Here is an 11,981-nt window from a genome sequence, read left to right as displayed (position 1 = left end):
GAAGGGCAGGCCGATCAGGGCGAGGAGGAGCAGGGCGTCAGGCATGGGGCTGCATCACTCGCCCTCCGGTGGGTCGCCGTCCACTTGGCCGTAGCGCTCCAGGAGCGCGACGACCTCCTCCGCCGATGTCGCCGCCCGCAGGCGGCGCAGCGCCTGGGGCGACCGCAGCGCCCGGCAGGTCTCCGACAGGGCAGGCAGGAAGCCCTCCGGCGAGGCTTCGGGCCAGAGCACGAGAATGACGAGGTCCACCGGCTCCTCATCCCGCGCCTCGTAGTCGATCGGACGACGGAGCCGCGCGAAGATCATCACGGGCAGGTCGTTCCCGGCCAGCCGGGCATGGGGCAGCGCCACACCCCGGCCGAGGGCCGTGGAGCCCAGCGCCTCGCGGCCCTGCAGGGCACCGAGGATCTCCGCCTGCGGACGCCCGAGGCGTCGCGATGCTTCCGTCGCGAGCGTCTCAAGCAGGTTGCGCTTGTTGCTCGCACTCAGATCGAGAACAACATCAGTGGCAGAGATGCGATCCGTGATCCCCATCTGTCCTCCAACTGGGCAAGCGAGCGAGCTGTCCTGCGGACACGGCAGCCCCGGATTCTGGTTCCCGCCTTGACTTCCCGCCTTGACGGGGGACGATAAGGCTTGCCCCCTTCCCAACGCAGGAAGCGGCCACTCGCCTCGCACTCAGGAGCCTCTACGGCCTACCGGAAGGAGTACCGGACGGCAATCTGCCGGGCGCCGGCGCGGAGGGTTGCGGCAGGCCCAGCAATCGATTTGGCATCCTGCCCGTCGTCACCCCACGGCCTTGTGAGCACGGTTTGGGTGCGGCTTGCGGGCTGTGCTCCAGAGACTTTCGTTCGACGGTTGCCGGGTAGTTTCCGCGGAGGTGGTGGAGATCCCGGCTGCGGCCTGGGTGCAGGTCCGAGGCTGCCATCGGCCCGGGTGGCCGGCAGCAGATTCCCGCTCCGGGAGGTTCACCTCCGTCGGCGATCTGCTGAAAAGCTTGGTGCCGACACCCAGGATTGAACTGGGGACCTACTGATTACGAATCAGTTGCTCTACCGCTGAGCTATGTCGGCAGCCAAGGCCGGCTAGATACAAGCAGCACCGGCCGAGGGCAACGGTGGATTCCGTCCGTCGCCCCCGTCAGGCCACATCCACCGCCGGCACCGCCGCGGCCCTTGAGGAGGCGGTCCAGGCGATCTGTCCCACCGTGTCGCAGGCGCGGCAAACCGGCGCCCAGGCGGCGTGGTCGGTGCCGCAATGGCCGCAGCGCCAGCGCGGCTCGGGCCGGGCGGTGGCCGCCTCGCGCAGCCAGCGGGACTGGGCGGCGCGGGTATCGGGCGTCTCGCCGTGCTCCGCCTCCTCCAATTCCGACAACAGGAGATAGGCGCGGCGGTCGGCTTCGCCCGATTGCACCAGGGCCTCCAGCGCGCCGCGCGCCCGGCCGGTGAGCCCCGCCGCCAGCGCGGTCCGGGCCAGCAGCAGGCGGCTTTCGGGATGGTCCGGGTTGCGGCGGATGAGTTGTTCCACCGCCTTCACGCGCATCAGCGCATCCGGCTCCTCGGCCCGATAGGGCTCAGCGAGGTCGGGGTGCGGCGCCGCCGCCCAGGCTTCCTCCAGCACGCTGCGGGCACGCCGCGGGCTGCCGCCATCCCGCAGCCGCCGCGCATAGGCCAGCGCGGCCGGGGCGAAGGCGGGGTCGGCCTGGAAGGCTTGGCGCTCCAACTCGGTGGCGCGGTCGGCATCGGGTTCCTGCTCGGCCGCGGCCAGGGCTAGAGCAGCGCGCGGCGTCTCGGGCGGGGCGAGGGCCAGCGCCTCCCGCCAGTCGCGGGTGCGGAGCGCGAGTTGCGCGCGTTCCTCGCGCAGCCAGGCGGCGCCGGGCTGCGCCGCCTCCGCCTCGCGCGCCAGGGCCAGGGCGGCATCCCAATCGCCGCGGGCCATCGCCTGGCGCAGCAGCCCGCGCAGGCCAAGGAAGCGCGCATCCTCGCGGCCGGCCAGGGCCCGGAAGGCTTCCTCCGCCGCCGCCTCGCGGCCGGAAAGGCGTTCGGCCTCCGCCGTCAGCAGCAGGGTCTGCGGCGTGTCGCCGAGCAGGCTGCGCGCCTTGCGCACCTCCAGCCGCGCCGCGTCGCCGGTGCCGGCGGCCAGCGCCACCATGGCGCGCGTCACCGCCGCATCGCCCTCGCTGCGGTGGCGCGCGGCGCGGCGGGCGCGGATGCGCCCGGGCCAGCGACGCAGCGCGCTGATCAACGACAGGATGCCGTGCAGCAGCAGGAAGGCCAGGAACAGGATCAGCAGCGCGATCGGGAAGCTCAGGCCGATCCAGGCATCGCCGACCTTGATCTCCACCGTGCCGCCGACCTCGGCCAGCCAGAGCGCTGCCGCGACGCCGAGGCCGAGCAGCAGCAGAACCGTGATGGCACGCCGCATCGCCCTAGCCCGCCGCCAACTGGCGCAGCGCGGCCCGTGCCGCCTGCAAGGCCTGCGCCTGGTCGGTCCAGCCCTGCATCGCGGCCCGGGCGGGCGGCGGCAGCTTCTCGATATGCGCCAGCGTCGCCTCCAGGTCGCCGGCCTCCAATGCGCGGCGGGCGCGTTCGATCTCCGCCTCCGCCGCATCGCCCCAGACCACCTGGTCGCCGCGCCGGATCGTCACCAGCCCGCCGAGCCGGGCCAGCGCGCTGTCCATCACGCCCTGCCGGCTTCCATCAGGCTGCATGGCGGCATCGGAGGCTGCGCGGGCCGCCTGCGCCGCCGCCTCGAAGGAGAGGCGGAGCGAGGCTTCGGTCGGCGGCGCCGTATTGCCGAAGCGGGCCAGCGCCGCCGGCGGCTGCTCGATCCGCGCCAGCGCCTGGCCGAGCGGCTGCCCCGCCGTCAGCGCCGCCTGCAAGCCATCGAGCGCCGCCAGCCGGGCGGTGCGGCCCTCCAGCGCGGCCATTTTCTGCTGCGCCTGCTCCACCGCCGCCAACCGTTGGCCGAGGGCGGTGTCCAGCGCGGCAATGCGCTCGCGCAGCGTGCCCTCCAGTGCCTGGAGGCGCTGGGTCGCTGCCCCTTCCGCGGTGGCGCGGCGCTCATCCTGGGTGCGCGCCAGTTCCTGCAGCCGGCGCGTCTGTTCGGCATCCATCGCCTGGTCGCGCGCGGCCTGGGCCTCGATCCGCTCGGAAAGCCGCTCGGCCCGGGCGGAGAGCGCATCCACCGCCTCGCGCGGGGCGACCGTGGCGGGGTCGAAGGCCGGGCGGCCCTCCAGCGCGGCCAGGCGGCGTTCATTGGCAGCGGCACGGTCGGCGGCCTGGGCGGCGCCGCGCTCGGCGGCGGCGGCGCGTTCGGCCAGGGCGGTGACCTGCGCCTCCAGCGGGCGGATATCGGGCGGCGCCGGCCGCTCCTCCAACGCGTGGACCCGGCCCTCGATGCCCGCCAATTGCTGCACGCGGCCATCGAGCGTGGCGAGTTGCTGCACCCTCCCCTCCAGCCCGGCCAGTTGCTGCACGCGGGCATCCAGCGCAGCCAGTTGCGGCATCCGGGCGCCGAGCGCCGCGGTCTGCTCGCGCAGCGTGTCCAGCCCGCCGAGCCGCTGCTCGATCTGCGCCAGCCGCGCCGCGTCGCTCTCGGCGATGCGGTCGGCGCGCGGCGTCGCCCAGAGCCACCACAGCGCCAGCAGCAGCACCACGCCCCCAAGGCCGATCATCAGCGCCGCCGGGTCGAGCCGCCGGGCGGGCGCAACTGGCGCGGAACGCACCGGTGGCGGCGCGGTCGCGGCCGCTCCGGCCGTGTTCATGCCTGCGCCGGGCGCATGCGCGGCTGCGCCGGACGCATTCGCGGCTGCGCCGGGCTGGGGGGTGGCCGGGGTCTCGGGGGCGTCGCTCATGATGTTGCTTACCTGGGGCCGAGCAGTTCCAACAACGAGTCCTGTTCGGGCCGCTGCGCGACGCGCACCGCCCGCCAGGCCAGCGGCGCGGGCATCTCCCGCAGGGTCTCGGCAACCCTGGGGCTGATGGCCAACGCCTGCATCTGCGCGGCGGTTGCGGCGAGGCCGGCGGCCCGGACCAGGGAGATCGCACACCTCGCGGAACGGGGCGAGAAGAACAGCGCGGCAACCACCTCTCCCGCCGACAAGGCCGCGTGTGCGGCAGGCGGCAGGGCGGTCGCCGGCCGCGCCGCATAGGCCAGGCGCCGCAGCACGCGGAAGCCCCGCGCCCGCAGCGCCACCGCCAGCGCCTGCCCATAGCCCTCGCCCACCGCCAGCAGCAAGGGCCCCGCGGCGGGGTCGAGCCGGGAGGCGGCGAGGTCGGCCAGCGCCGCCGCATCGCCACTCCCGGCGGCAACATTCACGAAGCCGTGTGCGCGTGCCTCGGCCGCCGTCGCCTCCCCTACTGCCAGGACCGGAAGCCCCGTGGCGGGCACCGCACGGGCGGCGGCGCGGCTGGTCAGCAGCAGCGCCTGCGCCGGGGGGGCCGCGAACGGCCGCGGCGCCAGCACCAGGGCCGGCGCCAGCACCGGCCGCCAGCCGAGCGCCGCCACCCGGCTCGCCGTCTCCGCCGCCCCCGGTTCGGGGCGGGTGACGAGGATGCCCGGCCCAGGGATCAGACCAGGCAAAGGCTCAGACAAAGATATCGGTCGGGCTATCGGCCCTGAGGCTCCGGCCCAGCTCGGCCCCGAGCCGCGCCGCCTCCTTCGCCGGGCCAACCGCCGAGCGTTTCAGCAGGAAGGACCCGTCCGGCCGCGCCACCAGCCCGGTGAGATGCAGCTCGCCGCCCGGCAGCAGCCTGGCATGGCCGCCGATCGGGGTGCGGCAGGACCCGTCCAGCGCGCCGAGCAATGCCCGTTCCGCGGTGCTGACCGCCGCCGCCTCGCGGTCCTCGATGGCGGCGAGCAGCTCGCGCAGCTCGATGTCATCGGCCCGGACGGTGATGCCGACGATGCCCTGGCCGGCGGCCGGCACCATCGCTTCCGGGTCCAGCACCACCGCCGCCGCCGCTTCCAGCCCGAGCCGGCGCAGCCCGGCCAGCGCCAGCATGCTGGCCGCGAATTCGCCCTGCCGCACGCGGTCTAGGCGGGTCTGGACATTGCCCCGGATCATCGCGACCGAGAGATCCGGCCGCGCCGCCAGCAATTGCGCCTGGCGCCGGACCGAGGCGGTGCCGACCACCGCGCCGGCCGGCAGGCAGCCCCAGGGCTCGGCCGGGTCCACCGCCGCCGCGCCGGGCGGCAGGATCAGCGCGTCCCGCGCATCCTCCCGCTTCAGGGTGCAGGCGAGGACGATGCCGGCCGGCAATTCGGTTTCCAGATCCTTCAGGCTATGGACCGCGAAATCCACCCGGCCATCCAGCAGCGCCTCATGGATCTCCTTGGCGAAGAGCCCCTTGCCGCCGATATCCGCCAGCCGCTGATTCTGGATCCGGTCGCCGGTGGTGCGGATGGCGTGTTCCTCGAAGGCCTTCGCCTCGCGCATCACCGGGCAGAATCCGGTGATGATCGACAGGAAGTGCCGGGTCTGCCACAGCGCCAGGGGCGAGCCGCGGGTGCCCACCCGCAGCGGCAGCGCCCGGCCATGCCGGGGCACCGGGGCCGGGCTCTCTCCGGGCGGTCGCGTGGGGGCGGAAGCTGCGGCAGCGCCGCCGGGCTGCCCCGCAGGATGTTGATGGCCAGTCGACATGGCGGCGTCATAGAACCGGAGAGCCGGTTAAGGAAGGCATGCATGGATGCGGCGGGCGCGGTTCTGGGCCTCGAATCAAGCTGCGATGAAACCGCGGCCGCGGTTCTGCGCGCCGATGGCACCATCCTGGCCGAGGCGGTGCTGAGCCAGGAGCAGGAACACTCCCCCTTCGGCGGCGTGGTGCCGGAGATCGCCGCCCGCGCCCATCTGGAGCACCTGCCCCGCCTGGCCGGCCAGGTGATGCGGCAGGCGGGGCTGGAATTCGCCGCCCTGGCCGGGATCGCCGCCACCTCCGGCCCCGGGCTGATCGGCGGGCTGATCGTCGGCGCCTCCTTCGGCAAGGGCCTCGCACTGGCGCGGAACCTGCCCTTCGTCGCGGTCAACCACCTGGAGGCGCATGCCCTGACCGCCACCCTGCCGGGGCTGGTCGAGGGCGGCGTGCGCTTTCCCTACCTGCTGCTGCTGGTCTCCGGCGGGCATTGCCAATGCGTGGCGGTGGAGGGGGTGGGGCGCTACCGGCGGCTCGGCACCACGCTGGATGATGCGGTGGGCGAGGCTTTCGACAAATCCGCCAAGCTGCTCGGCCTGCCCTGGCCGGGCGGGCCGGCGCTGGAGCAATTGGCGCTGCGGGGCGACCCCGCCCGCTATCCGCTGCCCCGGCCCATGCTGGGCCGGCCGGGCTGCGACTTCTCCTTCTCCGGGCTCAAGACCGCGGTGGCGCATGCGGTGGCGCGCTTCCCGGCGGGCGGCCTGCCGGACCAGGCCCGGGCCGACCTCGCCGCCGGCTTCCAGGCCGCGGCCGCCGCGGTGCTGGCCGACCGCGCGGGCAATGCGCTGCGGATGCTGCCCGGCGCGACGGCGCTGGTGGTGGCGGGCGGGGTCGCGGCCAATGCCGCGGTGCGCGGCGCGCTGGCGGCGGTGGCGGCCCGCCGGGCGATTCCCCTGGTGGCGCCGCCGGTGCGGCTCTGCACCGACAACGCCGTCATGGTGGCCTGGACCGGGATCGAGCGGCTGCGCCTAGGCCTTACCGACCCGCTGGACCATGCGCCCCGGCCGCGCTGGCCCCTGGCCGAGATGGCGGCCTGAAACCTTCCGCCGCCGGCCCGCCCGCTACGACCTGGCCACTTCCACGGAAAGGCCGGCGCCCCGTGCGGCGGCCTCCTCCGCCACCCTGGTCCTGCATGCCAGGACCCTGGCGGCCGGAATCGCGATGTGGAGTCGCAGCCCCGTCGCCTCCCAGCGGAAGGTCAGGCTGCCACCCAATTGAACGCGCACCGTCGCCTCGATGACGCGGGAGCCGAAGCCGCGCCGGCCCGGCGTTCCGGCCAGCGGCGGTCCGCCGGTCTCGGTCCAGTCCAGCCACAGGACCATGCCGTCCTGGCCGGCATCGCCACCGGGGCCCTGGCCAGCGGGAGAGGGCCGGGTGCCGGGCACGGCCCGCGCCGCCGCCAGCCCCCAGCGCAGCGTCACCTGCCCTTCCGGCCGCGCCAGGGCGCCATGTTTCACGGCATTGGTGGCCAGTTCATGCAGGACCATCGCAAGGGGCTGCACGGCGGCGGAGCCGATGGCCACCGCCACCCCCTCCAGCCGGATCGCACCGGAGGGGAAGCCGGCCAGTTCCCGTTCCGCGATGGTGCGGAATTCGGCCCCGGCCCATCCCTCCTCGGCCAGCAGAGTATGCACCCGGGCCAGCGCCGCCACCCGGCGCTCCACCGCGGCGGCGAATTCCGCCGGCTGGTCGCGCGGCGCCAGGCGCAGCACGGATTGCACCACGGCCAGGACGTTCTTCGCCCGATGGTCCACCTCCCGCGCCAGCAGGATGCGCCGGGCCTCGGCCTCCCGCCGTGCGGTGATGTCCTGCGCCACGCCGCCGATGCGCCGCGCCGCGCCGGTCACCGGGTCGCGCTCCGTCACCGCGCCATAGGAGGCGATCCAGGCCCAGCCCTCCGTCGGCGGACGGCGGCGCACCCGGAATTCGGCGGCAAAGTGCGGCGCATCGCCAGCGATGGCGGCCTGCAATGCGCCGAGGACCGCCGCGCGATCCTCCGGGTGCATCGGGTCCGACCAGGCCTCCAGGCCGAAGCCGCCGGCGGGTGGGGTCACGAAATCCTCTCTCGGCCGGCCGATGCGGGAGCCCAGCCCCCGCTCGATGTCGTAGTCCCAGGTGGTGAAGCGGGCGGCTTCCACCGCCAGGCGGAGCCGTGCCTCCCGCTCCGCCAGGGCGCGTTCGGCCAGGCGGCGGTGCTCGACATCCTCGACCACGCCGACCCATTCGGCGGGGGCGCCGCCCACCTGGCACGACACCGGCACGCCGCGCGACCGCACCCAGCGCCATTCGCCGGAGACGGTGCGGATGCGGTATTCCACATCGACCGGCGCCCCGGCGGCGCGCGATGCGGCCTGGGCCGCCAGGGCGCCGGCCCGGTCATCCGGGTGCAGCTTCTCCAGCCAGCCGTTGCCCCGCAACGCGGCAGCCGGCTGGCCCGTCAGCTCCGTCCAGCCTTCGCCCTCCAGGACCGCGCCCGAGGCGTCGCTGCGCCAGACCACCAGCGCACCGGCCGCGGCCAGGGCGCGGAAGCGGCGTTCGCTGGCCGCGAGCCCGGCCATGGCAAGGTCGCGCTCGGCCGCTGCGGCGGCCAGGGCCTGGCCCAGATCGTCCACCTCCCGCAGCCCGGAGCCGGCGGGGGTGCCGCCGGGGCTGAGGCGCCGGATCTCCCGGCCGATGCGGCGGGCCAGCAGCGCCGCCAGCCCGGCGCCGGCCAGCAGCAGCACGGCGGCGACCGCGGCGACCCGTCCGAGCGCGGCCCGGAGCGGCGCCCGGAAGGCCGCCTCGGGCATGCTCAGGACCACGGCGTAGCCGCTGCCGGGCGCCCGGGCGAAGGCGAAACTCGCCGGAACCCCCTCATAGGTTACGGAATTGTGCAGCACCCCCTCGCCCTCCCGCGCCACCCGGGCGGCGAAGGCGGGATTGACCGGGCGGCCGATGAAGACCTCCGGCCGCATGGTGCGGGCGACGATGCGCCCGCCCCGGTCCAGCACCACGGCCACCGTGCCCGGCCGCGGGCTGGCGCCGCCCTCGACCAGGCTGGCCGCCAGTAATTCCGGCCGCAGGGCGGCGGCGAAGACATGGGGCGGCGGGGCGGCAGGTTCCGCCACGGTGGCCGGCGCCGTGGCGGGCGGGAAGACCGGCACGGTGATGGCGCTGACCAGGTGGCCGGTGTTCTGGCTCCGCAGGAGGTCGCTGATCTCGATCCGGCCGGTGGCGAAGCTGTGGCGGGTGGCCGGCGGCGCGGGGGCCTCCGCGCGGCGTTCCCCGGGCGCCCAGGTGGTGCTCAGAAGCTGCCGTCCCTCCGAGGCGGAAAGACCGATGCCGATGCCGCCGAGCTGGGCCGAGAGGGCGCGCATCTCCGCATCGACCGCGTCCAGATCGCCACGGACCATGGCGGCCGAGGCGGCCAGCGCGCGCAGCCCGGTCTCCACACGGCTGAATTCGCTGTCCACCACCTGTGCCAGGGCCCGGGTGCGGTTCAGCAACTGGTCCTCGGCCCGCGCCCGGCCGGCCTCGTGCGCATGCCAGACCGCGACCCCGGCCAGCGCCGAAAGCGGCAGGGCAACCGCGGCGACCAGCAGGATGAGCCAGCCGCGCAGGCTCAAGGGCTGCCGCACCTTGCCGGAATGCCGCGCCGACGGGCCGGATGCCATGACATCAACCATCATCCCTTCGGGGCACCGCATCCTGCGCGCAAAAATGCTGCGCTGCACCACCTATTGGGAATGGTGGCTGAGGATTGGAGGTAGCGCAGGGCGGCAGGCCGGGCAACCGCCCGATGCCCCGGCACCCTCCTGACCCATGATGGGGCTTTCGGCTTTCACCCGGCGGAGGAGTCGCTCGGCAAGGGCTACGGCTGAGGCGCGCGGCCGCGGAGGTTACACACCGGCGCGGGATTCCGCGCGGCGCAGCACCGCGCAGAGCCGCGAGAAGCCGAGCCAGAATCCGCCATGGCCCGGCGCATCCTCCGGGCTGGGGCCGTGCCGCGGTTCGCCGCGCCGCAGCAGGGCGAGCCGCGCCTCGAACCGGCCACGCATGTTCTCCAGGAAGGCATTGCTGCTGCCGAGATACTGTTCGAGCATCTCGGCCGCGACCTCGATCTCGACCTCGGCGCGGCCCTCGGTGGTGAAGCGTTTCAGCGCCCGGCTTTCCGCCGCGAGGCCGAGATGCAGCCGGTGCAATTCCGCCAGGTGGCGGGCGATGCGCAGCCGCGCCTCCCGCGCCTCGGCCGCCATGTGGTCGCTTTCCGGCATTGCCGCCTGCCTTCTCCAGCAGGCGCAGCATGCCGGCGAAAGGTGAAGCCCCGGCTAACGGGGCTGCCGCGCCCGCAGCGCCGCCCAGTCGGCATCGGTCCAGTCCAGCATCTCCTCGCCGCCGGACCGCGCGCCGCCAAGCCAGCGCTTGCCGCCATCGATCACCACCGCCTCGCCGGTGATATAGGCCGCCATGTCGGAGACCAGGAAGGCGGCGAGATCGGCGATCTCCCGATGCTCGCCGACACGGCGCAGCGGAATGCCGCGTTCCGCCGGCGCCCGCACATGCCCCGCCGGCTGCAGCCGCGCGGTGGCATCGGGGGTCGGGAAATTGCCGGGGGCGATGGCATTGAGGCGGATGCCGCGCGGCCCCCATTCCACCGCCAGCGACCGCGTCATCGCCAGCACGCCGGCCTTGGCCATGGCGGAAGGCACTGTGAAGGGCGCGCCATGCAGCGCCGAGAGCGTCAGGATCGACAGCACCGTGCCTGGCCGCCCGGAATCTATCCAGCGGCGGCCGCAGCCGATGGTGCAATAGGCGCTGCCATGCAGCACGATATCCAGCACCGCATCCACCGCGCGGGCGGAAAGCCGGTGGGTCTGCGCCAGGAAATTGCCCGCGGCATTGTTCACCAGCACATCCAGCGGGCCGCGCTGCCAGATGCGGTCCAGCATCGCCTCCACTGCGGCGGCGTCGCGCACATCGCAGGGCTCGGTGGCGACCTCGGCGCCGAGCTCGGCCTGTAAGTCGCGCGCCGCTGCTTCCAGCACATCGGCGCGGCGGCCGCAGATCGTCACCACGGCGCCGAGCTCGATGAAGCGCCGCGCCATGCTGCGGCCGAGGCCGGTGCCGCCGCCGGTCACGAGGATGCGGCGGTCGGCGAGCGTGTCCGGGGCAAGCATGCGTCAGCCCTTCCGGAGCACGCGGCTGCGCAGCGGCTCGCCGCTGAAACTCGCGGCGATGTCGTCGCGCACCTCTGGAATGCGGCGGTAGTATTGGTGCGTGAAGTCGATCTCCTTCTCGCCCACCCTGTCCTGCACGCGGGCGCAATCGACGAAGCAGAAGCGGTCCTGCGGGAAGGCGGCCGCGTCGTCGCGGTCCGGCGGCCCGGTCTCGCCCAGCCGCCGCTTGCCGTTCACCGCCTCGCTCACCATCAGGATCTGGTCGGCATTGCTGTGATAGAGGCTGGTGCGGCGCGCGAGTATCGGCATGGCCGCGAGCCAGGGCGGCGCCCGGTTGGCGAAGGCGTCGTCGGCATCGGCCGCCGCCAGCACCGCCTCGTCGAAGCGGATTCCGGGGCTCTGGCCGCTGGTGCTCCAGGCGGCGAAGGCACCCTGGAGTGCGATGTGCCCCATGCTATGCGCCAGCAGGAAGACCTTCCGGCCCTGCGCCCGGGCCGCATCGGCCAGCGGCGCGAGCCGGTCGAAGGTCCGCGCCAGGTCGCGGCCGGAGCTGCGGGCATTGCTCTGGTCGTCGAGGTAGCGGTTGGCGAAGGGGCTGTGCAGTTCGTGATGGATGGCGAAGCCGAGCAGGGTCAGCAGCACCGAGGCTGCGCCCGGGATGACGTCGTTCTCGTCTAGGACGCGGCCGGGCGAGGGCCAGGTGAAGGCGATGATGGTGCAATCCGCCGCCGCGACGCCCGAGGCGGCGAACCATTCGCGGTTGAAGGCGGCGCGGCAGATCGCATCGGAGAAGCTGTTGGCGAAGCCATGCACGAAGAACAGCAGGTTCTTGCCGCTGCCGAGGATATCCGCCTGCATCTCCGCGCTGAAGATGTCCGGCTCCACGCCCACGATCTCGTCCACCCGCCGCTGCTCGAGCGTTGCCGGGTCCGGCGAGGTATTGGTGACGAAGGCGGCCCCGCAGGAGAGGGCCCTGGCCTCGAGCTCGACCATCTTCGGGCCGAAGGCTTCGCCCGGATCGGCGCCCGCCGGTCCCGCGGCGCGGTTGGTGACGAAATAGACGGTGGTGCGCATGCGAACGGCCCCCCCGGTTGCCACGCCCGAGCATAACCCGGCCGGATCCGCGGCGCGA

General features: G+C 74.2%; 10 protein-coding genes and 1 tRNA gene. 1 reads left to right on the top strand and 10 read right to left on the bottom strand.

Annotation, left to right across the window (positions count from 1 at the left end; all coding sequences use genetic code 11):
• Positions 1 to 54: 54 nt before the first annotated feature.
• From KSF81_RS03230 to hemC, 6 genes are all read right to left on the bottom strand, one after another.
• On the bottom strand, positions 55 to 534 hold the full coding sequence (locus KSF81_RS03230) for a PTS sugar transporter subunit IIA (RefSeq protein WP_217377715.1): 480 nt from the start codon (positions 532 to 534) through the stop codon (positions 55 to 57).
• Between the two features lie 464 nt (positions 535 to 998).
• Positions 999 to 1,073, bottom strand: a tRNA-Thr gene (locus KSF81_RS03225).
• A gap of 67 nt (positions 1,074 to 1,140) precedes the next feature.
• Positions 1,141 to 2,424 (bottom strand): heme biosynthesis HemY N-terminal domain-containing protein, encoded by a 1,284-nt coding sequence (locus KSF81_RS03220; protein ID WP_217377714.1) that lies wholly within the window; start codon positions 2,422 to 2,424, stop codon positions 1,141 to 1,143.
• 4 nt (positions 2,425 to 2,428) lie between these two features.
• The gene (locus KSF81_RS03215; protein WP_217377713.1) at positions 2,429 to 3,856 is read right to left on the bottom strand and encodes a hypothetical protein; all 1,428 of its coding nucleotides are present in this window, start codon (positions 3,854 to 3,856) and stop codon (positions 2,429 to 2,431) included.
• A gap of 8 nt (positions 3,857 to 3,864) precedes the next feature.
• Positions 3,865 to 4,584 carry a uroporphyrinogen-III synthase gene (locus KSF81_RS03210; RefSeq protein WP_217377712.1) on the bottom strand — a complete coding sequence of 240 codons (720 nt, stop codon included), beginning with the start codon at positions 4,582 to 4,584 and terminating at the stop codon, positions 3,865 to 3,867.
• A gap of 4 nt (positions 4,585 to 4,588) precedes the next feature.
• Positions 4,589 to 5,644 (bottom strand): hydroxymethylbilane synthase, encoded by a 1,056-nt coding sequence (hemC, locus tag KSF81_RS03205; protein WP_217377711.1) that lies wholly within the window; start codon positions 5,642 to 5,644, stop codon positions 4,589 to 4,591.
• 42 nt (positions 5,645 to 5,686) lie between these two features.
• On the opposite strand from hemC, the gene tsaD reads away from it, so the two are divergent.
• Positions 5,687 to 6,730 (top strand): tRNA (adenosine(37)-N6)-threonylcarbamoyltransferase complex transferase subunit TsaD, encoded by a 1,044-nt coding sequence (gene tsaD, locus KSF81_RS03200; protein ID WP_217377710.1) that lies wholly within the window; start codon positions 5,687 to 5,689, stop codon positions 6,728 to 6,730.
• Positions 6,731 to 6,754: 24 nt separating this feature from the next.
• Here the strand turns inward: tsaD and KSF81_RS03195 are convergent, their stop codons facing one another.
• The 4 genes from KSF81_RS03195 to KSF81_RS03180 all read right to left on the bottom strand — a co-directional run bounded on the left by KSF81_RS03195 (position 6,755) and on the right by KSF81_RS03180 (position 11,923).
• Positions 6,755 to 9,346: a PAS domain-containing protein gene (locus KSF81_RS03195; protein WP_217377709.1), complete on the bottom strand. Its 2,592-nt coding sequence runs from the start codon at positions 9,344 to 9,346 to the stop codon at positions 6,755 to 6,757.
• 225 nt (positions 9,347 to 9,571) lie between these two features.
• A complete protein-coding gene (locus KSF81_RS03190) occupies positions 9,572 to 9,946 on the bottom strand; it encodes a hypothetical protein (RefSeq protein ID WP_217377708.1) in 375 nt (124 codons plus the stop codon).
• A gap of 54 nt (positions 9,947 to 10,000) precedes the next feature.
• A complete protein-coding gene (locus KSF81_RS03185) occupies positions 10,001 to 10,849 on the bottom strand; it encodes an SDR family oxidoreductase (protein ID WP_217377707.1) in 849 nt (282 codons plus the stop codon).
• 3 nt (positions 10,850 to 10,852) lie between these two features.
• Positions 10,853 to 11,923 (bottom strand): alpha/beta fold hydrolase, encoded by a 1,071-nt coding sequence (locus tag KSF81_RS03180; protein ID WP_217377706.1) that lies wholly within the window; start codon positions 11,921 to 11,923, stop codon positions 10,853 to 10,855.
• Between the last annotated feature and the right edge of the window lie 58 nt (positions 11,924 to 11,981).

Origin of the sequence: Siccirubricoccus sp. G192 (genome assembly GCF_019084075.1) — a bacterium.
Classification (GTDB): domain Bacteria; phylum Pseudomonadota; class Alphaproteobacteria; order Acetobacterales; family Acetobacteraceae; genus G192.
This window is presented reverse-complemented; position numbering and strand designations above follow the sequence as displayed.

Coding starts and splice junctions, on each gene's coding strand:
- KSF81_RS03220 (WP_217377714.1), bottom strand. CDS start 2,424: ATGCGGCGTGCCATCACGGTTCTGCTGCTGCTCGGCCTCGGCGTCGCG.
- KSF81_RS03195 (WP_217377709.1), bottom strand. CDS start 9,346: ATGGCATCCGGCCCGTCGGCGCGGCATTCCGGCAAGGTGCGGCAGCCC.
- tsaD (WP_217377710.1), top strand. CDS start 5,687: ATGGATGCGGCGGGCGCGGTTCTGGGCCTCGAATCAAGCTGCGATGAA.
- KSF81_RS03230 (WP_217377715.1), bottom strand. CDS start 534: ATGGGGATCACGGATCGCATCTCTGCCACTGATGTTGTTCTCGATCTG.
- KSF81_RS03180 (WP_217377706.1), bottom strand. CDS start 11,923: ATGCGCACCACCGTCTATTTCGTCACCAACCGCGCCGCGGGACCGGCG.
- KSF81_RS03185 (WP_217377707.1), bottom strand. CDS start 10,849: ATGCTTGCCCCGGACACGCTCGCCGACCGCCGCATCCTCGTGACCGGC.
- KSF81_RS03190 (WP_217377708.1), bottom strand. CDS start 9,946: ATGCCGGAAAGCGACCACATGGCGGCCGAGGCGCGGGAGGCGCGGCTG.
- hemC (WP_217377711.1), bottom strand. CDS start 5,644: ATGTCGACTGGCCATCAACATCCTGCGGGGCAGCCCGGCGGCGCTGCC.
- KSF81_RS03215 (WP_217377713.1), bottom strand. CDS start 3,856: ATGAGCGACGCCCCCGAGACCCCGGCCACCCCCCAGCCCGGCGCAGCC.